The sequence below is a fragment of the Streptomyces sp. NPDC046931 genome (genome assembly GCF_040644655.1).
GTDB lineage: Bacteria > Actinomycetota > Actinomycetes > Streptomycetales > Streptomycetaceae > Streptomyces.
Map to the genome: position 1 here is coordinate 46,940 of NZ_JBEYWX010000015.1, position 24,683 is coordinate 71,622.

Sequence of the window (24,683 nt, forward strand, 5' to 3'; positions counted from 1 at the left end):
TCCGGGCAGACCCGAAAAGGCAGGCCCTAGTTGCCCTGCCCGGCCCTCGCGGTGGCCCGGTCGTCCCGGTCGGTCCGGCCCTCGTCCCTGAGGTGGTGGCGCTTGCGCCAGGCCACCACCGCGCCGGCCACTGCCGGCACCGCGATGAAGGCCATCGCGATCAGGAAGGCCGGTGAGGTCGGCCGCGAGGCCCGGGCACCGGCGACGACGTACGCGGCGGTGTTCGGGACCGACCCGAGCGCCGTCGCGATCAGGAACGGGCCCCAGCGCATCCGGGAGACCGCGGCGCAGTAGTTGGCCGCCCAGAACGGCACCCCGGGGAACAGCCGGGCCGCCATCATCGAGCGGAAGCCGTGCCGGCTGAGCTGCCCGTCCGCCGCCCTCAGCCAGCGGCCCCGCAGCAGCGGACGCAGCGCGTCCTGCCCCAGCACCCGGCCGAGCCCGAAGGCGACCCCCGCGCCGAGCACCGTGCCCGCGAGGGCCGAGCCGGTGCCCGGCTGCGAGCCGAACAGCGCGCCCGCCGCGAGGTTGAGCAGCGGGCGCGGCACGAACGCGACCGTGCACAGCCCATACGCCACCGCGAAGACGACGGCCGCCGTGACACCCCCGAGCTGCGGCGGCCAGCCGCGCGTCAGCAGTCTCTGCGGCTCGAACGCCAGCACGCAGGACGCCGCGGCCGCGAGCAGCACCACGAGCAGGGACAGACGGGCCCAGGGCGACAGCAGCGCTCGCGTGCAGCGGGCGCGGAGACCGAGCGGTACGGCGACGGCCGGCGCGGCGGTGAACTCCCTGCCGACGCAGGGGGAGACCGTGGCGGTGAGATCCGTGGCGGCGGCCCGGGGAGAGGCCGTGGCGGTGCCCCCAGAGCGGGTGGTGGCATCGAGCATCCGGCGACACTAACCGACCGATGTGTGTGATCGCCGTATGGTTCCTCTCGTGGGGGCCACAGGTTCCGGAACAACAGCCGTGCCGTCCGTGCCGCCGCCGAGCGGCCTCGCGGACGCCGTGATGGAGCGGCTGACCGTCGCGTACGCCGCCGCGGCCGATCCGGAGCGGGCCGCGGCGATGCGCGCCTACATGAAGGACGTCGCGCCCTTCCTGGGCCTGACCACTCCCGTCCGCCGGGCTCTGTCCCGCACCGTCCTGGCCGGCACGCCCCGCCCGGACGAGACCGACTGCACGGCGATCGCCCTGCGCTGCTGGGCGCTGCCGGAGCGCGAGTACCACTACTTCGCCGTCGACTACCTGCGCCGCCATGTGAGGCGACTCTCCTCCGGTTTCCTTCCCATGACGCGCCATCTGGTCTCCACCGTCCCCTGGTGGGACACCGTCGACGCGCTCGCCTCGCATGTGGTGGGAGGACTCGTCACCGCCGACCCCGGGCTGCGGAACGCCATGGACACATGGATCGAGGACGACCACCTGTGGATCGCCCGGACCGCCCTGCTCCACCAGCTGCGCCACAAGGAGGCGACCGACACCAGGCGCCTCTTCGCGTACTGCGTACGCCGCTCCGACCACCCCGACTTCTTCATCAGAAAGGCGATCGGCTGGGCCCTGAGGGAGTACGCCAAGACGGATCCGGAAGCCGTGCGGGAGTTCGTGGCCCGGGAAGAGGCACGGCTCTCCCCGCTGTCGGTGCGGGAAGCACTCAAGAACCTCTGACCGGCTCGTGAACCGGACCTGCGGGAAAAAACCATTCGACGTCGCCGCCCGGGTCGACCATGCTCTAGGGCATGTTCCGGTACGCCTTCGTCCTCGCAGCATCCGCCGCAGCGGATGCGCCGAAGGCTGCCGTCCCGCTCTTCCTGGCCGCCGTCGACGGCGCCCGAAGCTGACCCTTCCCGGATCGTCCGGCGACCCCGCAGGGGGAGGGTCGGCAAGTCCCTGGGGTCCCCGTTCCCGGCCGGATCGTCCGACGCCGGGGCCGTCACTGAGCACCACCGAAGAGACTTCGAGGAACAGCCATGCCCAAGACGGCATACGTGCGCACCAAACCGCATCTGAACATCGGCACGATGGGGCACGTCGACCACGGCAAGACCACCCTGACCGCCGCGATCACCAAGGTCCTGGCCGGCCGCGGAACCGGCACCTTCGTCCCGTTCGACCGGATCGACCGGGCCCCGGAGGAGGCTGCGCGGGGCATCACCATCAACATCGCGCACGTCGAGTACGAGACGGACACCCGGCACTACGCGCATGTGGACATGCCGGGCCACGCCGACTACGTCAAGAACATGGTCACCGGGGCCGCCCAGCTGGACGGGGCGATCCTCGTCGTCTCGGCGCTCGACGGGATCATGCCGCAGACCGCCGAACACGTGCTGCTGGCCCGGCAGGTGGGCGTGGACCACATCGTCGTGGCGATCAACAAGGCCGACGCGGGGGACGAGGAACTCACCGACCTCGTCGAGCTGGAGGTCCGTGAGCTGCTGAGCGCACAGGGCTATCCGGGCGACTCCGTCCCGGTGGTCCGTGTCTCCGGGCTCAAGGCCCTGGAGGGCGACCCCCGTTGGACCGCGGCGATCGACGCGCTGCTCGACGCGGTGGACACCTATGTGCCCATGCCCGAGCGGTACCTGGACGCGCCGTTCCTGCTGCCGGTGGAGAACGTGCTCACCATCACCGGACGCGGCACGGTCGTCACGGGCGCGGTCGAGCGCGGCACGGTGCGGGTCGGGGACTGGGTCGAGGTGCTCGACGCCGACGTGGAGACGGTGGTCACCGGTCTGGAGACCTTCGGCAAGCCCATGGGGGAGGCGCAGGCCGGGGACAATGTGGCGCTGCTGCTGCGTGGGGTGCCGCGCGACGCGGTCCGGCGCGGGCACATCGTCGCGGCGCCCGGCAGCGTCGTGCCGAGCCGCCGATTCTCGGCGCGGGTGTACGTCCTGTCGGCACGCGAGGGCGGTCGCACCACCGCGGTGTCGACCGGATACCGGCCGCAGTTCTACATCCGCACCGCGGACGTGGTCGGCGACATCGACCTCGGCGAGACGGCGGTCGCCCGGCCCGGCGACACGGTCACCATGACCGTGGAACTGGGCCGCGAGGTCCCGCTGGAGCCCGGTCTCGGCTTCGCGATCCGCGAGGGCGGCCGGACCGTCGGCGCGGGCACGGTGACGACCGTGGACTGAGCCGTACGCACCGCCGACGGCCGCCGACCCTGCATCAGCCGGGTCGGCGGCCCCGTCCCGGGGCGTCCCGGGGCCCGGCACAATGGAGTCGTGACCGAGCCGATACCCGTGACGCGAGCCGTGGATCACGGGACCGCCAAGCTGATGCCCGACGTGGACCGTGACCGGGCCTGGCTGCTGACGGTCGACGGGGCACCGCAGTCGTACGTGGATCTGGACGCGCCGACGCATCTGGAGTTCGAATACGCACGACGGCTCGGCCATGCCCTGGACACGGTGGCCGAGCCGGGACGTCCGCTGGACGTGCTGCATCTCGGCGGAGGCGGGCTGACCCTGCCGCGCTACGTCGCCGCGACCCGGCCGGGCTCGCGGCAGGACGTGGTCGAGGCCGACCGGGGCCTGCTGGACCTCGTCGTGGAACATCTGCCCCTGCCCGAGGGCGCCGACGTCAGGCTGCATCCGGCCGATGCGCGCGCCTGGCTGGAAGCCGCACCGCAGGACTCGGCGGACATCGTGATCGCGGACGTCTTCGGAGGCTCCCGCGTGCCCGCCCACCTGACGACCGTGGCCTACGCACACGCCGTCGAGCGGGTGCTGCGCGCGGACGGCGTGTATCTCGCGAACCTCGCGGACGCCGCGCCCTTCGCCTTCCTCCGCTCCCAACTGGCCACGCTCGCCGTGGTGTTCGAGGAACTGGCGCTGATCGCCGAGCCGGGTGTGCTGCGCGGGCGCCGCTTCGGCAACGCCGTACTCGTCGCCGCCCACGAGCCCCTGGACACGGCCGCCCTCGCCCGCCGTACGGCCGCGGACGCGTTTCCGGCCCGGGTGGAACAGGGCGCCGCGCTGGAAAGCTTCATCGTCGCCGCCCGGCCGGTCCATGACGAGAACGCCGTCCCGTCACCCGTACCGCCCGAGGGGACCTTCACCATCGGGTGAGCGGGCCGGCCCGAAACCGCCGGGTGCCGCAGCGTTCGTACAGGGCCGCGCCTCTCTTGCCGCCTTGTGCCGGGTGATGGTCAGGCGACCCTGGTCCAGATCGCTACTCGCAGGTAACATGCCGCGCATGAGCGCAGACCAGATGTCGATCGGCGAGATGCTCGCCGCCACCGTGCCGATGGCCAGGACCCTTAACCTGGAGTTCCTGGAGACCACGCCGGACAAGGCCGTGGTGGCCCTGCCCGACCAGAGCGACTACCACAACCACGTCGGTGGGCCGCACGCCGGGGCGATGTTCACCCTGGGCGAGTCGGCGAGCGGCGCCATCGTGCTGGCTGCCTTCGGTGAGCAGCTGTCGAGGGCCGTGCCGCTCGCCGTCAGGGCCGAGATCGCGTACAAGAAGCTGGCGACGGGTCCGGTCACCGCGACCGCCACCCTCGGCCGCCCCGCCGCCGACGTCGTCGCGGAACTGGACGCGGGGGAGCGCCCCGAGTTCCCCGTTTCGGTCGCCATCCAGCGCGGGGACGGCGCGGTCACCGGTGAGATGACCGTCGTCTGGACCCTGCGTCCGAACAGCTGACGCGGCTCTTTGTCATTCCCCGGCCTTCGTCGTTCGCCCGGACGACGGAGGCGCGCAGCACTCGGCCGACGCGCGGGGCGAGGAGCCGCATCACCATGTGGGGAAGTGCGGCGAGGCCGAGCACGATAACCAGTTCCAGGCTGAAGAAGTCGAGCTTGCTGGCGGTGCCGCCGCCTTAGCGCAGTCCCGGCTCGAGGAAGCGGTGCCCGAGGCCGCTGCCCCGCTCGGCGCCCGACAGGAGCGCCCCCACGTTCCAGTGGAAGCGGGCCGGCACGACCACCGCCATGACCGCCACCCTTGACACCAGCATCACGGCCTTGACGATCTGGACGAAGGTCGCGCCGGGCATGCCGCCGAGTGCCGCGTACACCACCGATGACGGCCACGCACAGGGTGCGTGTGGCCTGGCTCGGCTCGCCGACGAACTGTGGCGACAGCGCTACGGCGCCGACCGGTTGGGCGACGAGATACAGCGTGGTGACGACCAGGGTGCACAGGGCGAGGGCAAGGCGCACGGGCCGCTGGAGGCGGGGCAGCCGCAGCGCGAGGGTGTCCCCCAGGGTGAACCGGCCCGCGTTGTGCAGTGGTTCGGCGATGACAAGCAGCACCGTCATCCACGCGGCCGTGGTTCCGGCCAGATGGAGGAGGCCGTCGTAGCCGGTGAGGGCGACGAGGCCGGTACGGCCCAGCAGGGTCGCCACCGACAGATAGTCGCCGCACATCGCCAGGCCGTTGCGCAGCGGGGACAGGTTCCGGTTGCCGAGTAGAACTCGCCGATCTCGTCCCGCTGCGGAGCGGTCAGCAGCGCGGTGAAGAGGGTGACCACGAAGACGGACACGAAGAGGACGAAGGTCAGTTGCAGGCTGGTCCGGTTCGTGACACCCGCGGAGACCGTCACCACGTTCGCGGCCACTTCTGCTGTGCGGGGCGAGGCCGGCCGATCGGTCGTGTGCGCTCCAGTTCCGAGCGCAGCCGGCGCGCCGCCGGGTCGACATGTCGACGCCGGTGCACGGTGTAGCGCCACACCACGAAGGCCATGAGGCCGAACTGCGCGAGGCTGAGCGGTCTGTCGGGTGTCGACGGGGCCGGAAGCGGAGTATTGCAGTGGGGCCATTGGCCTATCAACCGCTTGTGCGGAAGGGGTATCTGAACAGAATCGTTTCCGCTTTCCCGGTCGCTTCGAGCGGAAGCAAGCCGAAGCGAGGCCGGGCCGGCCCGCCCGTACGCATGCGGCGGTCCGCCCGTACGCGTGCGGCGGTCCGCGTGTGTGCGCGGACGGTCCAGGGCACGCCGCCGTGACGGGGCGAGCAGGTAGGCTTCCCGGGGGGTTGCCCGAGCCGGGCGTGCCCCGGCAAGACGGGACGCGAATCGGGAGGATGCGGCGTTGCACGTCCAGGAATGGCTCGACACGGTACCCGCGGTCGCCGTCTACGCCGTGGTGGCCCTCGTCATCGGTGTGGAGAGCCTGGGCATCCCGCTGCCGGGCGAGATCGTCCTGGTGTCGGCGGCGCTGCTGTCCTCCCAGCACGCAGGCGTCAACCCGGTGGTCCTCGGGGCCTGCGCCAGCATCGGTGCCGTCGTCGGCGACTCCATCGGCTACGCGATCGGCCGCAGGGGCGGACGTCCGCTGCTGGCCTGGCTCGGGAAGAAGTTCCCCAGGCACTTCAGTGAGGGGCATGTCGCGACGGCCGAGCGGTCCTTCGAGAAGTGGGGCATGTGGGCGGTCTTCTTCGGCCGCTTCGTCGCCCTGCTGCGGATCTTCGCCGGACCACTCGCCGGTGTGCTGCGGATGCCGTACTGGAAGTTCCTGACCGCCAATTTCCTGGGCGGCGTGGTCTGGGCGGGCGGCACCACCGCGGTCATCTACTACGTCGGTGTCGTCGCCGAGTCGTGGCTGAAGAAGTTCTCGTGGCTGGGGCTGGTGGCGGCGGTCCTCGTCGGCCTGGCATCGATGCTGGTGGTCAGGCACAAGGCCAGGAAGGCGGCGGCACGGCGCGAGGCGGCCGAGCCGGAGACCGTGCCGGCAGCCGACTAGGGCCTGTCCGACGGGCCGCGTGACGGGACGGGCGGGGCGCTGATCGTTCCGCCCCGCCCCCGAACACCGTGGATTCAGCGGGTCTGGTAGTCGACCAGGGTCACGATCATGCGCTGAGGCGCACCGCAGGCGGCCTTCGACAACTTGTTGACGCCCACCCACGGGCCGTACGCCAGATGCTTGCTGCCCGTGATGCCGTCCTGGCACGTGATCTTGACCCGCACCTGGCCGGTGCCGGTCCGGCAGATGGCCGTCCCCGTGTTGCTGTCGGGGTGGCCCACCTGACACCCGCTCGGCTTGGCGCTTGCGGCGGTCGCGCCCGCGATCGGAGCGGCGACGGCGATGCCTGCCAGCACCAGCGGCGTCATGGCGATCGATGCCAGTTTCTTCCCGTTCATGACTTGCTCCCCCTTCGTTGTGCCTGCAAGGCAGGCCGCAAGGGCCACCGAAACAGGCCCAGGCAATGGTCACCGGGAGGCTATCCAAGATCTGTTCGGCGTGTCCATGACTTTAAGGCCGACCCCAGGTGCGCCCGGGCGCCGACGAGCGCACCCGGCCGCCGGCCGGCGCCCCGGCTCAGTCCTGTCGGTGCGCCTCGTGGTGGGCCTTCGCCAGTTCCGCGTACATGGTGCCGTTCAGCGTGATGCCCTCGCGCTCCTCGGCGGTCAGTTCCCGTTTCACCTTGGCGGGCACTCCGGCCACAAGGGAGCCCGGGGGCACCCGCATGCCCTGCGGCACCAGGGCCTGGGCCGCCACCAGGGAGCCCGCGCCGATCACCGCTCCATTGAGGACCGTGGCGCCCATACCGATCAGGCAGTCGTCCTCGACGGTCGCGCCGTGGACCACGGCGTTGTGCCCGATGGAGACCCGCTCGCCGACGGTGAGCGGGAAGCCCGGGTCGGCGTGGAGCGTGCAGTTGTCCTGGACGTTGCTGCGCGCGCCGACGGTGATCCGTTCGACGTCGCCGCGCAGCACCGCGCCGTACCAGACGCTCGCGCCCGCGTGCAGCGTGACGCCGCCGATCACCACGGACGTGGGGGACACGAACGCCTCCCCGTCCACCTCCGGGTCCCTGCCGCCGATGCCCGCGATCAGCGCCCTCTGCGTCATTGCCGTCTCCTCGTGGTCGGTCCACGGGCACCGTACGCCATTCCGTAGGGCGAAGATCACAGCGGTGCGGGCCCCTGGGCGCACCCGGTGCTGAGTACGGTGAGCGGGTGCTCAGGAGCAGGAACACGTTCTCGTCATGGCGCCGCGGCTTGGCGCAGCGTGCCGTCCACGCGGGCTGGGCCTGGGTGCAGCGCGCGGGTTCCGTGACCGCGGAGCATCCCGGGCGCCTCCGCTTCGGCGCGATGGGAACGGGTACCAGGCTGGCCTTCCCGCTGGGCACGGTCTTCGGCGAGCCGTGGATCCACCTCGGCGCCCACTGCATCGTCGGCGAACAGGTCACCCTGACGGCGGGGCTGATGCCCGACCTCGATCTCGGGCCCCATCCGATCCTGCGGATCGGCGACGGTGTCGTCCTCGGCCGGGGCAGCCATGTCATCGCCGACACCTCGGTCACGATCGGCAGCGACTGCTACTTCGGGCCGTACGTCTATGTGACCTCCACCAATCATTCGTATGACGATCCGCATGAACCCATCGGCAGGCAGTGGCCGCGGATGGAACCGGTGGAGATCGGCCCCGGGTGCTGGATCGGGACCGGAGCGGTGATCCTGCCGGGCGCGCGGATCGGGCGGAATGTGGTGGTGGCGGCAGGCGCGGTGGTGCGTGGAGTCGTGCCGGACCACGCCGTGGTGGCCGGGGCGCCGGCCCGGGTCGTACGGCGCTGGACGCCCGAGGAAGGCTGGCAGCCGCCGCTCAGGACACCGGCCCCGGTGCCGATACCGGACGGGGTGACACCGGAGCAGTTGCTGGCGCTGTCCGAGCTGGACGAGGAGGACGTCGTCCGGCTCGCGGAGCTGGATGCGGAGTCCTGACGTCAGCCGGTGGCCAGCAGTACCGTGCCGAGCAGGGCGAGGCCCGCGCCCGCCGCCTGCACCGCGCGCAGCCGCTCGCTGAGCAATCCGCGTGCGGCGAGCGCGGTGACCACCGGGTAGAGCGAGGCGAGGACTGCGGCCACCGTGACCGGACCGTGCTGCGCGGCGATGGCGTAGGTGCCGTTGGCGGCGACGTCGGCGAGACCGACGAAGGCGAGCGCGGGCAGGGAACGCCAGGGAAAACCGTCCCGTGGAAGGGCCGGGGCGCCGCGTCGCACCGCTGCGTACAGAGCTGCGCCGCCCGCGGCCACGTTGGTCACGCGCTGCACGAGGAGCGCCAGGAACAGCCCGGTCACCGTGGTCGACGCCTCCGCGACCAGTGCGAACACCGTGCCGAACCCCAGCGCCGCGACAAGGGTCAGCAGGATCGCCCGCTGTTGCACCGGCGCGCCCCTCAGCTGAGGGCCGCCCGCCAGCACCACCCCGGCGACGGCGACCGCGATCCCGGCGGCCTGGAGCAGCCCGGGGCGCTCGCCGAGCGCGAGCGCCACGCCGACGGGCACCGCCACGCTCAGGGTGGCGAGCGGGGAGACGACGCCCATGGGGCCAAGGGCCAGCGCCTTGTAGAAGGAGAGCAGGGCGATCGGGCCGATCAGGCCCGCGGCGAAGGCGAACCACAGCCGGGGCCCCGCCTCGCTCCAGGCGCCGGTGGCCACCACGACGGCGCCCAGCACGGATGCCGCGGCGCTCTGCGAGACGACCACTACGGTCAGTGCGGGCAGTCGCCGGGTCAGCAGCCCACCGCCGAAGTCGGCCAGCCCCCACAGCACACTGGTGACCAGGGCGAAAAGTGCTGTCATGGGCCGCCTCGCAGTACAGTTCGGTGAACAATCAGGTGCACCACACCATAGTTCAGTGAACTGAACTCTGTCATGCAGAATATTGGACTCAACGTGTCGGACCTCGACCTGCTGACCCAGTCCCTGGCGCGCAATGTGAAGCGCTGGCGCGCGGAGCGCGGCTTCACCCTGGACGCTCTCGCCGCCCGCGCGGGAGTCAGCCGCGGCATGCTCATCCAGATCGAGCAGGCGCGCACGAACCCCAGCATCGGCACGATCGTCAAGATCGGCGACGCGCTCGGCGTCAGCGTCACCACGCTGCTCGACTACGAGCAGGGCCCCACGGTCCGCATCGTCCCGGCCGAGCAGGCCGTACGCCTCTGGCACACCGACGCCGGCAGTTACAACCGCCTGCTCGCGGGCACCGAGGCCCCCGGCCCGCTGGAGATGTGGGACTGGCGGCTGATGCCGGGGGACCGCAGCCCCTCCGACCCGCACCCTGCCGGCACGGTCGAACTCGTCCATGTCACCGCCGGCCGGCTGACACTCACCGTGGACGGCGTCGAGTACGACGTTCCGACCGGCGCCAGCGCGTCCTTCGAGGCCAACACCCCGCACGCGTACGCCAACGACGGGGACGTGCCGATGGAGATGGTGATGACGGTCTCGGTGCCGCCCGTCCGCTGAGACACCGCCCCGGCGGCCCTGGCGCGGCTGTTAGCGTGCCGTCATGCGCGCACCCATCGGAGACTTCGACCAGACCTCTCCCGCCCCCGACTGCCTCGATGAGCTGGTCCCCCCGGTGGCCGACGCCGTGCGCCACTGGAGCGGCAGCGTGCCCGCCGACCAGATCTTCTACGTCGACACGGAGCCCCAGTGGGCCGACACCGCCGTCTTCCTGGAGCACTACGGCAAGGAACTGCTCGACCGGTCCGCCAACTGCGTCGTGGTCGCGGGCAAGCGGAGCGGCGAGACGACGCTGGCCGCCTGTGTGGTCCTGTCCGCCGCCCGGGTCGACGTCAACGGCGTGGTTCGTCGCCAACTCGGCGCCCGCAAGGCATCGTTCGCGCCGATGGAGGTGGCGACGGGGGAGACCGGGATGGAGTACGGCGGCATCACGCCGATCGGACTGCCCGCCGGCTGGCCGGTGCTGGTCGACTCGATGGTCGTCGACCTGCCGTACGTCCTGGTCGGCAGCGGCAGGCGCCGGGGGAAGCTGCTGGTGCCGGGGAAGGCGTTCGCCGGGCTGGCGAACGCCGTGGTCCTGGAGGGACTGGGCGTCTGAGGTGCCGGCCCCGGTCCCGCACCTCGGGGTCAGGGTCCGGTACGGGCGTGGTGGGCCAGCGCCCGATGCGGGTCCGCCCGGCCGGGTGCCGGGGCCGGATCGGCGTGGACCAGTGCCGCGGTCAGCCGCGGAACGGCGTGCAGCAGGGCGTGTTCGGCCTCGACCGCGATGTCGTGCGCCCGGCGCACGCTCACCTCGCCGTCCACCACGACGGCGACCTCCGCACGCAACCGGTGCCCGATCCAGCGCAGCCGCAGCTCGCCGACCTCGTACACGCCCGGCACCTGGCGCAGCGCCCGCTCGGCCCGGTCCACCAGCGCCGGGTCGACGGCGTCCAGCAGCCGCCGGAACACCTCCCGGGCCGCGTCCCGCAGCACCAGCGCGATCGCCGCGGTGATCGCCAGGCCCACGATCGGGTCTGCCAGGTGCCATCCGAGCGCCGCACCGCCCGCCCCGGCCAGGACGGCGAGTGAGGTGAACCCGTCCGTGCGCGCGTGCAGCCCGTCGGCGACCAGTGCGGCCGAGCCGATCGCGCGGCCCACCCGGATACGGTGGCGGGCCACCCACTCGTTGCCCGCGAATCCGATGACGGCCGCGACGGCGACGGCGGGGACGTGCTGCACGGGGCGAGGGTCCATCAGCCGTTCGACAGCGCTCCAGGCGGCGAAGGAGGCCGACGCGGCGATCGTCAGCACGATGGCGATCCCGGCGAGATCCTCGGCGCGGCCGTACCCGTAGGTGAAACGGCGTGTGGCCGCCCGCCGGCCCAGGACGAAGGCGATGCCGAGCGGCACGGCGGTCAGGGCGTCGGCGGCGTTGTGCACGGCGTCGCCGAGCAGCGCGACCGACCCGGACATCACTACCACGACGGCCTGGGCCAGCGCGGTGCCTCCGAGCACGGCCAGCGAGACCCACAGGGCACGCATGCCCCGGACGGAGGACTCCAGGGCGGAGTCGAGCTTGTCGGCGGGCTCGTGGGAGTGAGGGGTGAGGAGGTGACGGACGCGGGAGAGCGGGCCGTGCGGGTGCGGGTGCGGGTGCGGGTGGCGGTGACCGTGCCCCCGTGCCCCGTCGTCCCCGTGCGCCTGGTGTCCGCCGTGTCCCGTGTGTCCCTCGTGCTGCTGTCCCATAGGCAGATCCCTTTCCCGCGCGACAGTGGACGCGACCGCACCCGCGAAGCCATTATGTGCGTATGAGCGCACGCATGCACCTATCACCTGCGCACCGTACGCAGCAACGCACGGACCGCGCGGCCGACGGGCACCCCCGCTCTCCCGGTGAGGAGCAGTTCGCGCTCGCCGCCGAGCTGCTCGCCCTGCTCGGGGATCGCACCCGCCTCGCCCTGCTGCACGCCCTGGCCGAAGGCGAGGCCGATGTCTCCACCCTCACTCAGGCGTGCGGCGCGGCCCGGCCCGCGGTCAGCCAGCATCTGGCGCGGCTCAGGCTCGCGGGACTGGTGGACACCCGCAAGGAGGGCCGCAGGGTGATCTACGCGCTGCGCGACGGCCATCTGCGCCGGGTCGTGGACGAGGCGCTCAGCCTCGCCGACCACCGGCTGACCAACCGCCCGGGCCACGGCTGAGGGCCGCGACGCGCCGCTGAGCCCAGCGCCCGTGGTCCGCGCGGGCCCGCCTCAGGGGGTGCCGTCGTCCTCGCCCGCCTCGAGCAGGTTCGCCGCAGCGCCCACGATGCTGGGATCGGGACTGCCGACGACGTCCGGGTCCTTGTCGGTGTAGCCGAAGCGGGCCAGGACACTGCGCATCGCCTCGACGCGCGCCCGCTTCTTGTCGTTGCTCTTCACCACGGTCCATGGCGCGTAGTCGGTGTCCGTGGCGCGGAACATGGCGACCTTGGCGGCGGTGTACTCGTCCCAGCGGTCCAGGGAGGCCAGGTCCATCGGGCTGAGCTTCCACTGCCGTACGGGGTCGACCTGACGGATGGTGAAACGGGTGCGCTGCTCGCTCTGCGAGACCGAGAACCAGAACTTCACCAGGTCCACGCCGTCGTCCACGAGCATCCGCTCGAACAGCGGCGCCTGGCGCATGAAGCGGCGGTAGTCGTCGTCCGTGCAGAAGCCCATCACTCGCTCGACCCCGGCCCGGTTGTACCAGGAACGGTCGAACATCACGATCTCGCCCTCGGTCGGCAGGTGTTCGACGTACCGCTGGAAGTACCACTGCCCACGCTCGCGCTCGGTCGGCTTCTCCAGGGCCACCACCCGGGCGCCGCGCGGATTGAGGTGCTCGGTGAAACGCTTGATGGTGCCGCCCTTGCCGGCCGCGTCACGCCCCTCGAAGACGATGACGAGCCTGCGGCCGGTCTCCTTGATCCAGCTCTGGAGCTTCAGCAGCTCTATCTGCTGGAGCCGCTTGTGCCACTCGTATTCCTTGCGCTCCATCCGGTGGTCGTACGGGTAGTTCTCCCGCCAGGTGTCCACCGGGGTGCCGTCCGGCCGGAGCAGCACGGGGTCGTCGTGGTCGGTGTAGTCGACCCGCATTCCGTCCGTCACCAGTGTCATCGGTTCTCCCTCCCCGCGTGTCTCAGCGGAACTGCGGCACGATCAGATAGATCCCGTACACCACCACGGCCACGCAGGCCAGGAAACACAGCCCGGCCTGGGCGACGGCCAGCCGATGGCTGCCGCCGTCCCTCTCGCGGGCGGCCTCGGCCTGGGCCAGGCCGAGCACACCGAGCGCGAAGACGACGACCACGGCGACGGTGACGCCGATGCTGACCACGGTGACCCGACCGAGGGCGGTCCAGTCAAGGTGCATGGCTCGCACACTCCCTGGCTCAGGCGGCGCTGTCGACGCGGGTGGGCGCGGTGCCGCGGATGGTGACCGCGTGGGTCTCGTTGACGTTGTTCGCGTGGATCGGGTTGCGGCGCGAGGCGATCACGATGAACGTGGCCACGGCGGCGGCGATCAGGGCGATCACCACGGTTCCGGCGTTGCCGCCGTGCTTCACGACGCCCGCGGAGACCCCGCCGACCAGCGCGGCCGCCGGCAGCGTGACCAGCCAGGCGATCACCATGCGGCCCGCGGTGCCCCAGCGCACCTCGGCGAGCCGCCGGCCGAGGCCGGCGCCGAGGATGCCGCCCGAGCAGACCTGTGTGGTGGAGAGCGCGAAGCCGAGATGGGCGGAGGTGAGGATGACGGTGGTGGACGCGGCCTCGGCGGCGAAACCCTGCGGTGACTGAATGTCCGTCAGGCCCTTGCCCATTGTGCGGATGATGCGCCAGCCGCCCAGATAGGTGCCGAGGCCGATGGCAAGACCGGCCGACGTGGTCACCCAGACAGGCGGGCCCGCGTTGTGGCCCAGCGCGCCGGCCGTGATCAGGGTGAGCGTGATCACGCCCATCGTCTTCTGCGCGTCGTTGGTGCCGTGGGCGAGGGAGACGAGTGAGGCGGAGGCGATCTGGCCGAGCCGGAACCCCCTGGTCTCCGACTCCTTGCGGGCCCGGGCGGTGATCCGGTACGCGAGGTAGGTGGCCAGCAGCGCCGCGAGACCGGCCACGACCGGGGAGGCGAACGCCGGGATCAGAACCTTCTCGACAACCTTGTCGAAGTGCACGCCATGGCTGCCCGCACCGACCCACACGGCGCCGACGAGACCGCCGAACAGCGCGTGCGAGGAACTCGACGGCAGCCCGAGAAGCCAGGTCAGCAGGTTCCACAGGATCGCACCCACCAGTCCGGCGAAGATCATCCCTGGGGTCACCAGGGTGTCGTTCACGATGCCCCCCGAGATGGTCCTGGCGACCTCGGTGGACAGGAAGGCGCCGACGATGTTGAGCACGCCGCTTATGAGGACTGCGGTCTTCGGCCTGAGGGCGCCCGTGGCGATGGAGGTGGCCATCGCGTTGGCGGTGTCATGGAATCCGTTCGTGAAGTCGAAGGCCAGCGCCGTGAGGATGACGACGGCCACGAGGAACGTGATGTGGTCCATCCCCCGATCCAAGCAACCGAAGGCGTATATCCGGGGAAGCGCGGACAACGGCGAGGCGTGCGTCGCGTGGGCGAACAGGCTTCGAATGTGCGTGCGCTGAGCGAATTCGCGACACCGGCGCGAGCTGTGTCGGGCGCGCCGTGTCGTGCGTGTCCCGTCCCGGCCTGGCGCGCCCGTCGTGCCTTCGCGCCCGCCGTGCCCTCGCGCCTTCGCGCCCGTCGTGCCGTCGTGCCCGTCGTGCCGTCGTGCCCGTCGTGCCGTCGTGCCTTCGCGCCCGCCGTGCCCGCGTGCCCTCGCGCCTGTCGTGCCCTCGCGCCTGTCGTGCCCTCGCGCCCGTCGTGCCGTCGTGCCGTCGCGCCCGTCGTGCCCGCGTGCCCGTCGTGCCCGCGTGCCCTAGCGCCCGGATGTGACAACGACCGTGGGCCAGGACATCTCGGTCCTGGCCCACGGCCTTGTCACGCTTCGGCCCGGCGGGGAAGCCGGGGCCCCGGAGGTCAGACGCCGGCGGGGGCGGCCTGGGAGAGCTGCTCGATGACCTTGGTCAGACCCTCGACGACCTCGGAGTCGTCCGCCGGGTGGGTCTCGGCGAAGCGGGTCACGGAGCCGGGGATGGAGAGCTTGGCGTCCTCGACGACCGCGCCGCCGGCGATGCCCACGGCCTTGCGGGTCTCGTCCTGCGCCCACACGCCGCCGTACTGGCCGAAGGCGGTGCCGACGACGGCGACCGGCTTGCCGGTCAGGGCGCCGGCGCCGTACGGACGGGACAGCCAGTCGATCGCGTTCTTCAGAACGGCCGGGATGGTGCCGTTGTACTCGGGGGAGAAGAGCAGCAGGGCGTCGGCCTGGGCGGCGGCGGTGCGCAGCGCGGTCGCGGCCTCGGGGACGCTGCCCTCGACGTCGATGTCCTCGTTGTAGAAGGGCACCTGGCCCAGACCCTCGTGCAGCACGACCTCGACGCCCGCGGGGGCGTGCTTCACGGCCGCCTCGGCCAGCTGACGGTTGTGGGAACCGGCGCGAAGGCTGCCGACCAGAGCGAGGATGCGTACGGACATGGCAAAACTCCCAAGGTGAATGCGATCGGTAACAAGCGGACCTTTCGAGTCCGTTGAATGTTGTACCACTCTAACCGGACCCTGGTCCACTTCCCGCTGTCACCGTAAACGGACCAGGGTCCGATTGTCTTCCCCGACCGCTAATCTGGAGCCATGACCGAGCCGCTCTCGCCTTTCTCCGTGCCCCAGGGCGACGTGGGAGGCCCCACGGACCTCGCCCTGCTGCCGGCGAGTGAGACGCCCCAGCTACGCGCGGACGCCGCCCGCAACCGCACCCGGCTGCTGGAGGTCGCCGCCCGTCTGGCCGCCGAGCGCGGCATCGCCAATGTGACCATGGAGGACATCGCATGCGGGGCGGGCGTCGGCAAGGGCACCGTCTTCCGCCGCTTCGGCGACCGCACAGGCCTGCTCGTGGAGCTGCTCAGCCATCACGAGCAGCAGCTCCAGGCCGCCTTCCTCTCGGGTCCGCCACCGCTCGGCCCTGGGGCGGCCCCGACGGAGCGGCTGCACGCCTTCGGCTCGGCCGTCATCCGCCACGAGCATGCCCACCGGGACTTCTACCTGGAGGCCCATATCGAGCCGGGCCGCCGCCGCACGAGCCCCGCCTACCGCTTCCGGCTGGCCCACGTCTGCATGCTGCTGCGCGAAGCGCGGCTGGACGGCGACAACGAGCTCGTGAGCCATCTGCTGCTCGGCTATCTCGAGACCGTGCTCGTCGACCACCTGCTCACCGAGCGCGGGATGTCCCTGGAGCGTGTGGACGCGGGATGGCGCGATCTGGTCGATCGCTATACAGGCCGATGGAGCCGATGCACGGGCTGACTCCCGACACGGGCGTCACCTCGCCGTTTGTGCAGGTCAGCGGCGTATTATCGGACATGGCAACGGTCACCGGTGCAGCCTTTGCCCCAAGGCACCGCAATGCGTTTGACTGCGGTGAGGCACCCGATGCGAGGGGGGAAGGCGGATCAGATGAGCGAGCACGGTCATGACCACGGCCCGGGGAGTCACGCTGGGCACTCCCACGGTGTCTCGGCGGACGCCGACCGCCGCTGGCTGGGCGTCGCACTCGCCCTGATCACCGTGTTCATGGCGGCCGAGGTGGTCGTCGGTGTCCTCGCAGGCTCGCTGGCCCTGCTGTCCGACGCGGCCCACATGCTCACCGACGCCGCCTCCATCGTGCTCGCGCTCATCGCGATGCGACTCGCCGCCCGCCCGGCCCGCGGCGGTTTCACCTATGGCCTCAAGCGCGCGGAGATTCTCTCCGCCCAGGTCAACGGCCTCACGCTGCTGCTGCTCGGCACCTGGCTGGCGTATGAGGCCGTACGACGGCTCATCGATCCGCCGCGGGTCGCGGGCGGCCCGATGCTGGCCACCGCGCTGGCCGGAATCGCCGTGAACGTGGCCGCCGCCTGGTGCATCTCCAAGGCCAACCGCACCTCCCTCAATGTGGAGGGCGCCTACCAGCACATCCTGAACGACCTGTTCGCCTTCATCGGCACCGCCGTCGCCGCGCTCGTGGTCCTCCTGACGGGCTTCGAACGCGCCGACCCCATCGCCACCCTCGTGGTCGTCGCGCTGATGGTGAAGGCCGCCTACGGACTTCTGCGCGACTCGGGCCGGATCTTTCTGGAGGCCGCGCCGGCCGATGTCGACCCGGACGCGCTCGGCGACCGGCTCGTCGCCCGGCCGGACGTCGTCGAGGTGCACGATCTGCACGTCTGGCAGATCACCTCCGGCCAGGCCGCGCTGTCCGCGCACGTCCTGGTGGAGCCGGGCGGCGACTGCCACGCGGTCCGCCGCGACCTCGAAGACGTGCTGCGCCACGACTACGGCATCACCCACACCACCCTCCAGGTCGACCACACGCCCGAACGGGTTCTCCAGGTGGCGCTGCCCGGAGACCGCAGCACCGGGAACGACCCCGCGCACTGCGACGCCCCGCACGGCCCGGTGCACCGGGACGAGCCGCACCATCACTGACGGAACGCCCGGGCGGAACCACCGTTCGAAACGACCATTCGGAACGCCCTGACGGTAGGCCCGGACGGAAGAAACGGGTGGAAGAACCGGACGTAAGACCCTGGTGGAAGGCCTTGGTGGAATGTCCGATTCCACTGTTTTTGACCCTCTCTTTCCCTACATACCTCTGAAACAGAGCTAATCTCGAAGGTGTGGCTTCCGAGAACTTCGCCGACGACCTGGCCACCGCTCTCGTGGTGGTGCAGCGGCTGATCCGGCGGCGGCTGCGCAGGGCGGCCGGGGCACCGCGCCTGCGCGGAGCGGAGGTCGAACTGCTGCGCCTGGTGGCGTCCCGGCCGGGCATCGGAGTGTCGGACGCCGCCAAGGAGCTGTACCTGGCGGGGAACTCGGTGTCCACGCTGGTCAACCAGCTGGCACGGGACGGCTATCTGATCCGCGAGACCGACCCCGCCGACCGGCGGGCCGCGCGGCTGCTGCCCACCGAGGCGGCCGAGGCACGGCTGCGCGACTGGCGCGAGCGGCGCACCGCGCTGGTACGCCGTCATGTGGCCCTTCTCGGCGACGAGGACCGCAACGCGCTCCAGGCGGCCCTTCCGGCGCTGCGCAAGCTGGCGGAGAACCTGCACGAGGAGGCCGAGGAGATATGAAGGGCAGCGCGACGGACGGCGAGGCGCCCGCGGTGGACGCCGTCAGCTGTTCCGGACTCCACTACTCCTTCGGGGAGACGACGGCGGTCGACGGGCTCGACCTCTCCGTCCGTGACGGCGAGGTGTTCGGACTACTCGGTCCCAACGGGGCGGGCAAGACCACCGCGATCCGCTGTATGACCACCCTTCTGCCGGTCCCGGCGGGCCTGGTCCACGTCTTCGGCCACGACACGGCCCGCGAGCGCATGGCCGTGCGACGGCTGCTGGGCTACGTGCCGCAGCAGCTCTCCGCCGATGCCGGGCTCACCGGCCGGGAGAACGTCGCCCTGTTCGCCCGGGTCTTCGACGTCCCCCGTCGCGAGCGGGCCCGGCGCGTCGAGCAGGCCCTCGCGGCCGTCGGCCTGACCGCCGCGGCCGACCGCCTGGCGAAGACGTACTCCGGCGGTATGGTCCGCCGGCTGGAACTCGCCCAGGCGCTGGTCAGCGCGCCCCGGCTGCTGATCCTCGACGAGCCGACCATCGGGCTCGACCCGATCGCCCGGACCAACGTGTGGGAGCACATCAACACCGTCCGCGCCGCCACCGGCATGACCGTCCTCGTCACCACCCACTACATGGACGAGGCCGACCAGTACTGCGACCGGGTCGCCCTGATGCACCGCGGACGCGTCCGTGCCCTCGGCACCCCCGCCGAGCTGAGGAGGGGCCTTCAGGGCCGGCTCGGCACCGACGGCCCGCTGCCGACGCTGGAGGACGTCTTCCGTGACGTCGCCGGCAGCGGCCTCGACGACCAGTCAGGAGACTTCCGCAATGTCCGAAGCACCCGCCGCACCGCCTCCCGCGTCGGCTGACGCCACCCCGCAGCCGGACCTCGGACTGCTGCTGGCCGCGCCCCGGGCCCGCACCGGATGGAGGGTACTGTCGGCGCGGGTCGCCGCGATGTGCGCGGTCGAGCTGCAGAAACTGCGCCACGACCGCACCGAGCTGTACACCCGCGCGGTCCAGCCCGCACTGTGGCTGCTGATCTTCGGCGAGACGTTCACCCGGATCAAGGCCATTCCCACCGGAGGCATCCCGTACCTCGACTATCTGGCGCCCGGGATCATCGCCCAGTCCGCGATGTTCATCGCCATCTTCTACGGCATCATGATCATCTGGGAGCGGGATGCCGGCATCCTCACCAAGCTGCTGGTCACGCCCACTCCGCGGGCGGCACTCATCACCGGCAAGGCGTTCGCCTCCGGCCTGAAGGCACTGATCCAGGCACTGGTGGTCGTCGTGATCGCCGCGCTGCTCGGCGTCGCCATGACCTGGAACCCCCTGCGCCTGCTGGGGGTGGCGGTGGCCGTCGTCCTGGGCTCGGCCTTCTTCTCCTGTCTCTCCATGACCATCGCGGGCATCGTCCTGACCCGCGACCGGCTGCTGGGCATCGGCCAGGCGATCACGATGCCGCTCTTCTTCGGCTCCAACGCCCTGTACCCGGTGGCCGTCATGCCGGGCTGGCTCCAGGCCGTCAGCCAGGCCAACCCCCTGAGCTACCAGGTCGACGCCCTGCGCGGCCTTCTGCTCGGCACACCGTCCCATCTGCTGCTCGACTTCGGCGTGCTGACGGCGGCCGCGGCCGTGGGCGTCACATCGGCCTCGTCGCTGCTGGGGCGGCTGGCCCGCTGAACCACGGCCGGGTGCCCGTCGCCCGCCGCAGACGGGGCCGCCGGCGGCGGCCACCTCATCTCCTCTTCCAGAACGCCATCAGATCCGCCAGGGCCCTGATGATCTCGGGACGTTCCGACGCGTCCGCCTGGCGCAGAGTGATGACGAGCGCGAGGAGGATCATGACGACGAAGAGGGCGACGGCGTAGAGGAAGAGCTGCGGAGCAGCTCCGGCCACTTGCTCGAGTACGGCCCACATACTGCCTCCCGGACGGTCCCGCCCGCCGCCTACGGGAGACTCCGCCTGGGCGCGTGGCCTCCACGAAGGCAGACGAACGCCTGCCATCACGCAGCGCCCGCCGGCTGCGAACCTCGGCCGCGGTTCCAGAAGGGAAGGCGGATCCAAACCGGGGAGCCTTCCGCTGCCTGGTCGGCATGGTGTGGCGCTCGTACGTCGCGCGGCGACGCCACTACCGTGTTGTGCTGCTCCGCGAGTTCGGCGGGGACGGCGTCATCGAGTCCGGCGAGTTCGGTGCCTGGGTACGGCACCGTCTCGTCGACGCGGGCGGTGGCGGGGCAGATTCCTCGTCGCCGCCTGACCGGTTACTTGTCGGTATCAACCGTATCCGTGAGGTCCGCTCGAACACGTATGACCCGCGCGTCCGTTCACCCGTTGGGTCTCGGCGGACTACCTCAAGGAAGGAATCTCGATGGCCGGGCAGCGGTCCATCACCATCTCCACACCCGCCGCGCGGGTGCGTGCGTACGCCCCTGCGTCGATCACGCCCAGCTGGAACCAGACGGCCTTGGCGCCGATCGCGGTGGCCCCGTCGGCCACCGGACCCGCCAGGCCGCTGTTGACGAAGACATCGACGACGTCGACCGGGAACGGGATCGCGTCCAGCGACGGGTAGCCCTGCTCGCCGTGGACCGTCTCCGCCTTGGGGTGGACCGGCACGATCCGCTTGCCGAAGCGCTGGAGGACGGCCGCGACCCCGTAGGCGGCACGGCCCTGGTTCGCGGACAGGCCCACGATCGCCCAGGTGTCGCCCAGCTCGGTGAGGATCTTGCGGATCGTTGCTGAGTCGCCGTACACGACCGGTCTCCTTCGACGTCCCGCGACGCGGCAGGCCCGCGCCGTCTGCTGTGGGGCAACAGCGGGCGGGACAAAGGGATTCCCCGCACCGGGCAGCCCGGACCCGGAAAACCGGAACGGGCCCCACCTCCCTGCGCCACGGCCCTCGTCCGCCTACGCTCGCCCCGTGCTCCGTATCATCGACGCCCGCAACGGCGAGCCCACCGACGTCCGCCCGGGCCTGGTCCGCGTCCACGCCCATGTCACCGGAGCCGACACATCGGCCCTGCGAGTGCTGCTGGTGGCCGACGTGCTGGCCCGGGCCCTGGAACTCGGCGGCACCCCCGTGGTCACGGTCGCCGCCCCCTCCGCCGCTCTCCGGGAACGCGCCGACGCCCTCGGTATCCGCCCCGCGGAGCCGGACTCACCGGGCCTCGGCCGGGCCCTGCACGTCGTCGGAGCGGAAGACACCGCACCCGACGGGGTGCGCATCGAGGTCGCACCGGCCGGCGGACCCGCCGGCATCGTCGCGCCGCCGTCGGCCGTGCGCCTCGCCCTGCTCGCCCGCCCCCGCCGCCGGCCCGCCGTCCTCGACCCGGCCGCCCTGACCGCGGCGCACGACACGCTCGGACGCTGGCGCCGGGCCGTCGCCGGCTGGGCGACCCACCGCTCGCGGCCCATCCCGGAACAGGTGCGGCACGAACTGCGCACCGCCTGGGAGGACGACCTCGACGTACCGGCCGTCCTTCAGGTGCTGGAGCGTGTGGAGGGCGACGAAAACCTGCCGGAGGGTGCGCGCTTCGAGACGTACGCCTACGCCGACCGTCTGCTCGGTCTGGACCTCGCCCGCGAGATCGGGGCCCGGGCATGACGGCCCCTGCCGGGGCGGGCCCGCTGCGCAGACTCGTCGTCCTGCGGCACGCCAAGTCCGCCTGGCCCGAGGGCGTCGCCGACCACGAACGGCCGCTCGCTCCGCGCGGCCGCAGGGACGCCCCGGCCGCCGGGCGCGCGCTCGCCGAGGCCGACTGCCTGCCCGACCTCGCGCTGTGCTCCACCGCCGTGCGCGCCCGCCAGACGTGGGAGCTGGCCTCGGCCCAGTGGGGCACCCCGCCGCCCGTACGGTTCGACCCGGGGCTGTACGCCGCCGACGTGCCCGATCTGCTGGAGGCCGTGCACGACGCGCCCGCCGAGGTGGAGACGCTGCTGTTGATCGGGCACAACCCGGGGCTCGAGGACCTGGTGCTCGCCCTCGCCCGGCACGGGCTCGGCGACACACTGGAGCGAGTCGCCACGAAGTTCCCCACCGCGGCGATCGCCGTTCTCGCCGCCCACGGCGCCACCTGGGACGCCCTCGCCCCCGGCACGGCACTCCTGACGGAGGTCACCGTGCCGAGGGGGAAGAAGAGGTAGCGCCCGCCCCGTCCGCCGTGGACCGGCGTCCCATGTGGATGCCGGGGCGGCGCTGCCCCAGGTCCATGCCGGGGTGGTGCTATCCGACGTGGACCCGGGGACGGCGCTCCGGATCGGGCTCGGCACGGCGCAGCACCTCACGGGTGACCGGGGCGACCTCGCCGTCCCCGAACACGAGGAAACGCAGCAGGTGGCTGAACGGGGCACCCTCCGTCCAGTTGAAGTAGGCGTGCGGCACCCGGCCGGTACGGTCGCGCAGCTCCATCAGGAGGGCCGCGATGGTGTTGGGCACGGTCGCACCCGCCACCCGCAGCCTGCGCACCCCGTGCTTCTCGTCGCCGTGAACCGCCAGATCGGCGGTGAAGTCGGAGGAGTCGGTGACGAAGACCTCGAGGAACAGCACCGGCCGCCCGTCCGGGATGTGGGTCTGCTCGCGCTGACTGTATTCCTTGGCGCGATACTCCCGCCTGCTGTGCTCCTGGGGCTCGTTGGCGATCAGCCGCAATGGCCCGTGTGCCGCGGCCTCCTCGATGAACCGGGTCGCCGCCTCGTCGAAGGTGACGGTGGCGGCACGCAGTTCGAAGGCACGGTGCACCCTCGAGGCGAACGACGTGACCAGGATGGCGAGGATGAAGATCAGTGCGATCTTGAGGCCGTCGGGGCGCTCGATCACATTCGTGACCAGGGTGTAGGCCAGGACGGCGGTGATCGTTCCGAAGCCGAGCGCGGCGGCCCGGTGGCCCCGCCGGTGCACGGCGACCGTCGAGGCGAACGCCGCGGAGAGCATCAGCACGAGCACACCTGTGGCGTACGCGCCGCTCTGGGCGTCGACGTCGGCGTCGAACCACACAGTGATGAGGACGGCGGCCGCCATGAAGACCAGGACCAGCGGGCGGACCGCACGGGTCCACTCCGGGGCCATGCCGTAGCGCGGCAGATAGCGCGGCACCAGATTGAGCAGCCCGGCCATCGCGGAGGCTCCCGCGAACCACAGGATCGCGATGGTCGCGACGTCGTACACCGTGCCGAAGGCCCCGCCCAGGTGCTCGTGCGCGAGATAGGCGAGCGCGCGTCCGTTGGCGGGGCCGCCGCTCTTGAAAGCGTCCTGCGGAATCAGGATCGTCGTCGCCAGGCTGGACAGCAGCAGGAGGCAACTCATGATCACGGCCGCCGTGGTGAGCAGTTTGCGGGTGTCCCGCACCCGCCCGGCCGGACGGGTATGGGTGTCCGACGGGTCTCCCTTGACCTGCGGCATCACCGCCACACCGGTCTCGAAGCCGGACATGCCGAGCGCCAGCTTCGGGAAGACGAGAAGCGCCACGCCGATCATGGCGAGCGGCGAGGAGTGCTCCGCGGTCATCGCGTCCGTCCAGTCGCCGATCTTCACCGGGTGGCTCAGCACCTCCCAGACGGCGACCGCGAGCACGATCACGTTGAGCGTGAGATACGTGGTGACCAGAGCCACCGCGATGCCGATGGCCTCCTTGAAGCCCTTCAGGAAGACTGCGCCGAGCGCGGCGAGCAGGAACAGGGTGATCCAGGTGCCGGCGCCGCCCGCCCAGTGCGGGGCGTACGGGTTCTCCACGACGTGTGCCGCGGCGTCCGCGGCCGACAGAGTCATCGTGATCATGAAGTCGGTGGCCGCGAAGCCGAGCAGCACCAGAACGAGGATCTTCCCCGCCCACCACGGCAGCAGCCGCTCCAGCATGGCGATCGAGCCCTCGCCGTGCGGGCTCTCGTGGGCCACCCGGCGGTAGACGGGCAGCGCGCCCAGGAGGGTGAGCGCGATCAGCACGAGCGTCGCGAGCGGCGACAGCAGCCCGGCCGCGAGGGCGGCGATACCGGGCTGGTAGCCGAGGGTGGAGAAGTAGTCCACACCCGTCAGGCACATGACGCGCCACCAGGAGTGCCCCTCGTGCTCGGAGTCCGGGGTGGCGTGCGGGCCAGGGTGCCGGGCCGTCCGCTCGCTCAGGCCCTCCAGGAGCCAGGCCCGCCAGTGGGCCGTGGCGGCGGAGGGCCGCGCTTGGTCGGGTTCGGCGGCGTCCGGGCTCTCCACCTGGGTGCCGGTCATGCTGCGCTCTCCTGCGGTCACTCGGGCGGCCCCGCGGGGCCGCTGCTTAGGCC

General features: G+C 71.6%; 28 protein-coding genes and 1 pseudogene. 16 read left to right on the forward strand and 13 right to left on the reverse strand.

All coding sequences use genetic code 11. The annotated features are described in order from the left end of the window. Positions 1 to 26: 26 nt before the first annotated feature. On the reverse strand, positions 27 to 887 hold the full coding sequence (locus ABZ876_RS24450; RefSeq protein ID WP_361784969.1) for a TVP38/TMEM64 family protein: 861 nt from the start codon (positions 885 to 887) through the stop codon (positions 27 to 29). Positions 888 to 936: 49 nt separating this feature from the next. Here ABZ876_RS24450 and ABZ876_RS24455 point away from each other — a divergent pair, with 49 nt between their 5' ends. From ABZ876_RS24455 to ABZ876_RS24470, 4 genes are all read left to right on the forward strand, one after another. Continuing rightward, on the forward strand, positions 937 to 1,665 hold the full coding sequence (locus ABZ876_RS24455; RefSeq protein WP_361784972.1) for a DNA alkylation repair protein: 729 nt from the start codon (positions 937 to 939) through the stop codon (positions 1,663 to 1,665). A gap of 302 nt (positions 1,666 to 1,967) precedes the next feature. Beyond that, positions 1,968 to 3,137 carry an elongation factor Tu gene (gene tuf / locus ABZ876_RS24460; RefSeq protein WP_361784974.1) on the forward strand — a complete coding sequence of 390 codons (1,170 nt, stop codon included), beginning with the start codon at positions 1,968 to 1,970 and terminating at the stop codon, positions 3,135 to 3,137. 90 nt (positions 3,138 to 3,227) lie between these two features. Continuing rightward, on the forward strand, positions 3,228 to 4,073 hold the full coding sequence (locus ABZ876_RS24465; protein ID WP_361784977.1) for a fused MFS/spermidine synthase: 846 nt from the start codon (positions 3,228 to 3,230) through the stop codon (positions 4,071 to 4,073). A gap of 127 nt (positions 4,074 to 4,200) precedes the next feature. Next, positions 4,201 to 4,653, forward strand: a complete 453-nt coding sequence (locus ABZ876_RS24470) for a DUF4442 domain-containing protein (protein WP_361784980.1) — start codon at positions 4,201 to 4,203, stop codon at positions 4,651 to 4,653. 34 nt (positions 4,654 to 4,687) lie between these two features. On the opposite strand, the pseudogene ABZ876_RS24475 reads toward ABZ876_RS24470, so the two are convergent. Next, a pseudogene (locus ABZ876_RS24475) lies at positions 4,688 to 5,554 on the reverse strand (cation acetate symporter); the annotation flags it as partial. A 483-nt stretch (positions 5,555 to 6,037) separates the two neighbouring features. Here ABZ876_RS24475 and ABZ876_RS24480 point away from each other — a divergent pair. Continuing rightward, positions 6,038 to 6,688 (forward strand): DedA family protein, encoded by a 651-nt coding sequence (locus tag ABZ876_RS24480; RefSeq protein ID WP_361784983.1) that lies wholly within the window; start codon positions 6,038 to 6,040, stop codon positions 6,686 to 6,688. A gap of 74 nt (positions 6,689 to 6,762) precedes the next feature. On the opposite strand, the gene ABZ876_RS24485 is transcribed toward ABZ876_RS24480, so the two are convergent. After that, on the reverse strand, positions 6,763 to 7,086 hold the full coding sequence (locus ABZ876_RS24485) for a hypothetical protein (RefSeq protein ID WP_361784986.1): 324 nt from the start codon (positions 7,084 to 7,086) through the stop codon (positions 6,763 to 6,765). A 178-nt stretch (positions 7,087 to 7,264) separates the two neighbouring features. After that, positions 7,265 to 7,798 (reverse strand): gamma carbonic anhydrase family protein, encoded by a 534-nt coding sequence (locus ABZ876_RS24490; protein WP_361784989.1) that lies wholly within the window; start codon positions 7,796 to 7,798, stop codon positions 7,265 to 7,267. Between the two features lie 107 nt (positions 7,799 to 7,905). On the opposite strand from ABZ876_RS24490, the gene ABZ876_RS24495 reads away from it, so the two are divergent. Further along, complete coding sequence (locus tag ABZ876_RS24495; protein ID WP_361784992.1) at positions 7,906 to 8,670, forward strand: acyltransferase; 765 nt, start codon at positions 7,906 to 7,908, stop codon at positions 8,668 to 8,670. Positions 8,671 to 8,672: 2 nt separating this feature from the next. Here ABZ876_RS24495 and ABZ876_RS24500 read toward each other — a convergent pair whose 3' ends face one another. Further along, the gene (locus ABZ876_RS24500) at positions 8,673 to 9,530 is read right to left on the reverse strand and encodes an EamA family transporter (RefSeq protein WP_361784995.1); all 858 of its coding nucleotides are present in this window, start codon (positions 9,528 to 9,530) and stop codon (positions 8,673 to 8,675) included. A 93-nt stretch (positions 9,531 to 9,623) separates the two neighbouring features. Here ABZ876_RS24500 and ABZ876_RS24505 point away from each other — a divergent pair, with 93 nt between their 5' ends. Together ABZ876_RS24505 and ABZ876_RS24510 are read left to right on the forward strand one after the other, a co-directional pair. Next, positions 9,624 to 10,196, forward strand: coding sequence for an XRE family transcriptional regulator (locus ABZ876_RS24505; protein WP_361785419.1), 573 nt, complete (start codon positions 9,624 to 9,626; stop codon positions 10,194 to 10,196). Positions 10,197 to 10,239: 43 nt separating this feature from the next. Further along, on the forward strand, positions 10,240 to 10,794 hold the full coding sequence (locus ABZ876_RS24510; RefSeq protein WP_361784998.1) for a YbaK/EbsC family protein: 555 nt from the start codon (positions 10,240 to 10,242) through the stop codon (positions 10,792 to 10,794). A gap of 29 nt (positions 10,795 to 10,823) precedes the next feature. Here the strand turns inward: ABZ876_RS24510 and ABZ876_RS24515 are convergent, their stop codons facing one another. Further along, entirely contained in the window at positions 10,824 to 11,924 is a 1,101-nt protein-coding gene (locus tag ABZ876_RS24515) for a cation diffusion facilitator family transporter (protein WP_361785000.1), read from the reverse strand. Between the two features lie 62 nt (positions 11,925 to 11,986). Between ABZ876_RS24515 and ABZ876_RS24520 the strand changes: the two genes are divergently transcribed. Further along, a complete protein-coding gene (locus tag ABZ876_RS24520; protein ID WP_361785003.1) occupies positions 11,987 to 12,376 on the forward strand; it encodes a metalloregulator ArsR/SmtB family transcription factor in 390 nt (129 codons plus the stop codon). A gap of 51 nt (positions 12,377 to 12,427) precedes the next feature. On the opposite strand, the gene ppk2 is transcribed toward ABZ876_RS24520, so the two are convergent. The 4 genes from ppk2 to ABZ876_RS24540 form a co-directional block, all read right to left on the reverse strand. Next, a complete protein-coding gene (gene ppk2, locus ABZ876_RS24525) occupies positions 12,428 to 13,312 on the reverse strand; it encodes a polyphosphate kinase 2 (protein WP_361785006.1) in 885 nt (294 codons plus the stop codon). A gap of 22 nt (positions 13,313 to 13,334) precedes the next feature. Beyond that, positions 13,335 to 13,568 (reverse strand): hypothetical protein, encoded by a 234-nt coding sequence (locus ABZ876_RS24530; protein ID WP_361785009.1) that lies wholly within the window; start codon positions 13,566 to 13,568, stop codon positions 13,335 to 13,337. Between the two features lie 19 nt (positions 13,569 to 13,587). Continuing rightward, positions 13,588 to 14,742, reverse strand: coding sequence for an inorganic phosphate transporter (locus tag ABZ876_RS24535; RefSeq protein WP_361785012.1), 1,155 nt, complete (start codon positions 14,740 to 14,742; stop codon positions 13,588 to 13,590). A 494-nt stretch (positions 14,743 to 15,236) separates the two neighbouring features. Beyond that, positions 15,237 to 15,794: an NADPH-dependent FMN reductase gene (locus ABZ876_RS24540; protein WP_361785015.1), complete on the reverse strand. Its 558-nt coding sequence runs from the start codon at positions 15,792 to 15,794 to the stop codon at positions 15,237 to 15,239. 153 nt (positions 15,795 to 15,947) lie between these two features. Between ABZ876_RS24540 and ABZ876_RS24545 the strand changes: the two genes are divergently transcribed. From ABZ876_RS24545 to ABZ876_RS24565, 5 genes are all read left to right on the forward strand, one after another. After that, entirely contained in the window at positions 15,948 to 16,616 is a 669-nt protein-coding gene (locus tag ABZ876_RS24545; protein WP_361785018.1) for a TetR/AcrR family transcriptional regulator, read from the forward strand. A gap of 150 nt (positions 16,617 to 16,766) precedes the next feature. After that, a complete protein-coding gene (locus ABZ876_RS24550) occupies positions 16,767 to 17,777 on the forward strand; it encodes a cation diffusion facilitator family transporter (protein WP_361785021.1) in 1,011 nt (336 codons plus the stop codon). A 191-nt stretch (positions 17,778 to 17,968) separates the two neighbouring features. Continuing rightward, entirely contained in the window at positions 17,969 to 18,424 is a 456-nt protein-coding gene (locus tag ABZ876_RS24555; protein ID WP_361785024.1) for a MarR family transcriptional regulator, read from the forward strand. Beyond that, positions 18,421 to 19,275, forward strand: a complete 855-nt coding sequence (locus ABZ876_RS24560; RefSeq protein ID WP_361785027.1) for an ATP-binding cassette domain-containing protein — start codon at positions 18,421 to 18,423, stop codon at positions 19,273 to 19,275. Before ABZ876_RS24555 ends, ABZ876_RS24560 begins: the two co-directional genes overlap by 4 nt. Next, positions 19,235 to 20,095 (forward strand): ABC transporter permease, encoded by an 861-nt coding sequence (locus tag ABZ876_RS24565; RefSeq protein WP_361785030.1) that lies wholly within the window; start codon positions 19,235 to 19,237, stop codon positions 20,093 to 20,095. The genes ABZ876_RS24560 and ABZ876_RS24565 overlap by 41 nt, the downstream gene beginning before the upstream one ends. Before the next feature lie 55 nt (positions 20,096 to 20,150). Here ABZ876_RS24565 and ABZ876_RS24570 read toward each other — a convergent pair whose 3' ends face one another. Together ABZ876_RS24570 and ABZ876_RS24575 are read right to left on the reverse strand one after the other, a co-directional pair. Then, positions 20,151 to 20,333: a hypothetical protein gene (locus ABZ876_RS24570; RefSeq protein ID WP_361785033.1), complete on the reverse strand. Its 183-nt coding sequence runs from the start codon at positions 20,331 to 20,333 to the stop codon at positions 20,151 to 20,153. 429 nt (positions 20,334 to 20,762) lie between these two features. Then, positions 20,763 to 21,170 (reverse strand): CoA-binding protein, encoded by a 408-nt coding sequence (locus ABZ876_RS24575; RefSeq protein WP_361785036.1) that lies wholly within the window; start codon positions 21,168 to 21,170, stop codon positions 20,763 to 20,765. Between the two features lie 166 nt (positions 21,171 to 21,336). Here ABZ876_RS24575 and ABZ876_RS24580 point away from each other — a divergent pair, with 166 nt between their 5' ends. Both ABZ876_RS24580 and ABZ876_RS24585 read left to right on the forward strand, forming a co-directional pair. Beyond that, on the forward strand, positions 21,337 to 22,020 hold the full coding sequence (locus tag ABZ876_RS24580) for a hypothetical protein (RefSeq protein ID WP_361785039.1): 684 nt from the start codon (positions 21,337 to 21,339) through the stop codon (positions 22,018 to 22,020). Next, the gene (locus ABZ876_RS24585) at positions 22,017 to 22,559 is read left to right on the forward strand and encodes a histidine phosphatase family protein (RefSeq protein ID WP_361785042.1); all 543 of its coding nucleotides are present in this window, start codon (positions 22,017 to 22,019) and stop codon (positions 22,557 to 22,559) included. Before ABZ876_RS24580 ends, ABZ876_RS24585 begins: the two co-directional genes overlap by 4 nt. 79 nt (positions 22,560 to 22,638) lie before the next feature. Here ABZ876_RS24585 and ABZ876_RS24590 read toward each other — a convergent pair whose 3' ends face one another. Then, on the reverse strand, positions 22,639 to 24,630 hold the full coding sequence (locus ABZ876_RS24590) for an amino acid transporter (RefSeq protein ID WP_361785045.1): 1,992 nt from the start codon (positions 24,628 to 24,630) through the stop codon (positions 22,639 to 22,641). Positions 24,631 to 24,683 lie beyond the last annotated feature (53 nt).

Excerpts from the sequence above, each read along its gene's own strand:
- ABZ876_RS24450 (WP_361784969.1), bottom strand. The coding sequence starts at position 887 with ATGCTCGATGCCACCACCCGCTCTGGGGGCACCGCCACGGCCTCTCCC.
- tuf (WP_361784974.1), top strand. The coding sequence starts at position 1,968 with ATGCCCAAGACGGCATACGTGCGCACCAAACCGCATCTGAACATCGGC.
- ABZ876_RS24470 (WP_361784980.1), top strand. The coding sequence starts at position 4,201 with ATGAGCGCAGACCAGATGTCGATCGGCGAGATGCTCGCCGCCACCGTG.
- ABZ876_RS24485 (WP_361784986.1), bottom strand. The coding sequence starts at position 7,086 with ATGAACGGGAAGAAACTGGCATCGATCGCCATGACGCCGCTGGTGCTG.
- ABZ876_RS24490 (WP_361784989.1), bottom strand. The coding sequence starts at position 7,798 with ATGACGCAGAGGGCGCTGATCGCGGGCATCGGCGGCAGGGACCCGGAG.
- ABZ876_RS24500 (WP_361784995.1), bottom strand. The coding sequence starts at position 9,530 with ATGACAGCACTTTTCGCCCTGGTCACCAGTGTGCTGTGGGGGCTGGCC.
- ABZ876_RS24510 (WP_361784998.1), top strand. The coding sequence starts at position 10,240 with ATGCGCGCACCCATCGGAGACTTCGACCAGACCTCTCCCGCCCCCGAC.
- ABZ876_RS24515 (WP_361785000.1), bottom strand. The coding sequence starts at position 11,924 with ATGGGACAGCAGCACGAGGGACACACGGGACACGGCGGACACCAGGCG.
- ABZ876_RS24520 (WP_361785003.1), top strand. The coding sequence starts at position 11,987 with ATGAGCGCACGCATGCACCTATCACCTGCGCACCGTACGCAGCAACGC.
- ppk2 (WP_361785006.1), bottom strand. The coding sequence starts at position 13,312 with ATGACACTGGTGACGGACGGAATGCGGGTCGACTACACCGACCACGAC.
- ABZ876_RS24530 (WP_361785009.1), bottom strand. The coding sequence starts at position 13,568 with ATGCACCTTGACTGGACCGCCCTCGGTCGGGTCACCGTGGTCAGCATC.
- ABZ876_RS24535 (WP_361785012.1), bottom strand. The coding sequence starts at position 14,742 with ATGGACCACATCACGTTCCTCGTGGCCGTCGTCATCCTCACGGCGCTG.
- ABZ876_RS24540 (WP_361785015.1), bottom strand. The coding sequence starts at position 15,794 with ATGTCCGTACGCATCCTCGCTCTGGTCGGCAGCCTTCGCGCCGGTTCC.
- ABZ876_RS24545 (WP_361785018.1), top strand. The coding sequence starts at position 15,948 with ATGACCGAGCCGCTCTCGCCTTTCTCCGTGCCCCAGGGCGACGTGGGA.
- ABZ876_RS24550 (WP_361785021.1), top strand. The coding sequence starts at position 16,767 with ATGAGCGAGCACGGTCATGACCACGGCCCGGGGAGTCACGCTGGGCAC.
- ABZ876_RS24560 (WP_361785027.1), top strand. The coding sequence starts at position 18,421 with ATGAAGGGCAGCGCGACGGACGGCGAGGCGCCCGCGGTGGACGCCGTC.
- ABZ876_RS24565 (WP_361785030.1), top strand. The coding sequence starts at position 19,235 with ATGTCCGAAGCACCCGCCGCACCGCCTCCCGCGTCGGCTGACGCCACC.
- ABZ876_RS24570 (WP_361785033.1), bottom strand. The coding sequence starts at position 20,333 with ATGTGGGCCGTACTCGAGCAAGTGGCCGGAGCTGCTCCGCAGCTCTTC.
- ABZ876_RS24585 (WP_361785042.1), top strand. The coding sequence starts at position 22,017 with ATGACGGCCCCTGCCGGGGCGGGCCCGCTGCGCAGACTCGTCGTCCTG.
- ABZ876_RS24590 (WP_361785045.1), bottom strand. The coding sequence starts at position 24,630 with ATGACCGGCACCCAGGTGGAGAGCCCGGACGCCGCCGAACCCGACCAA.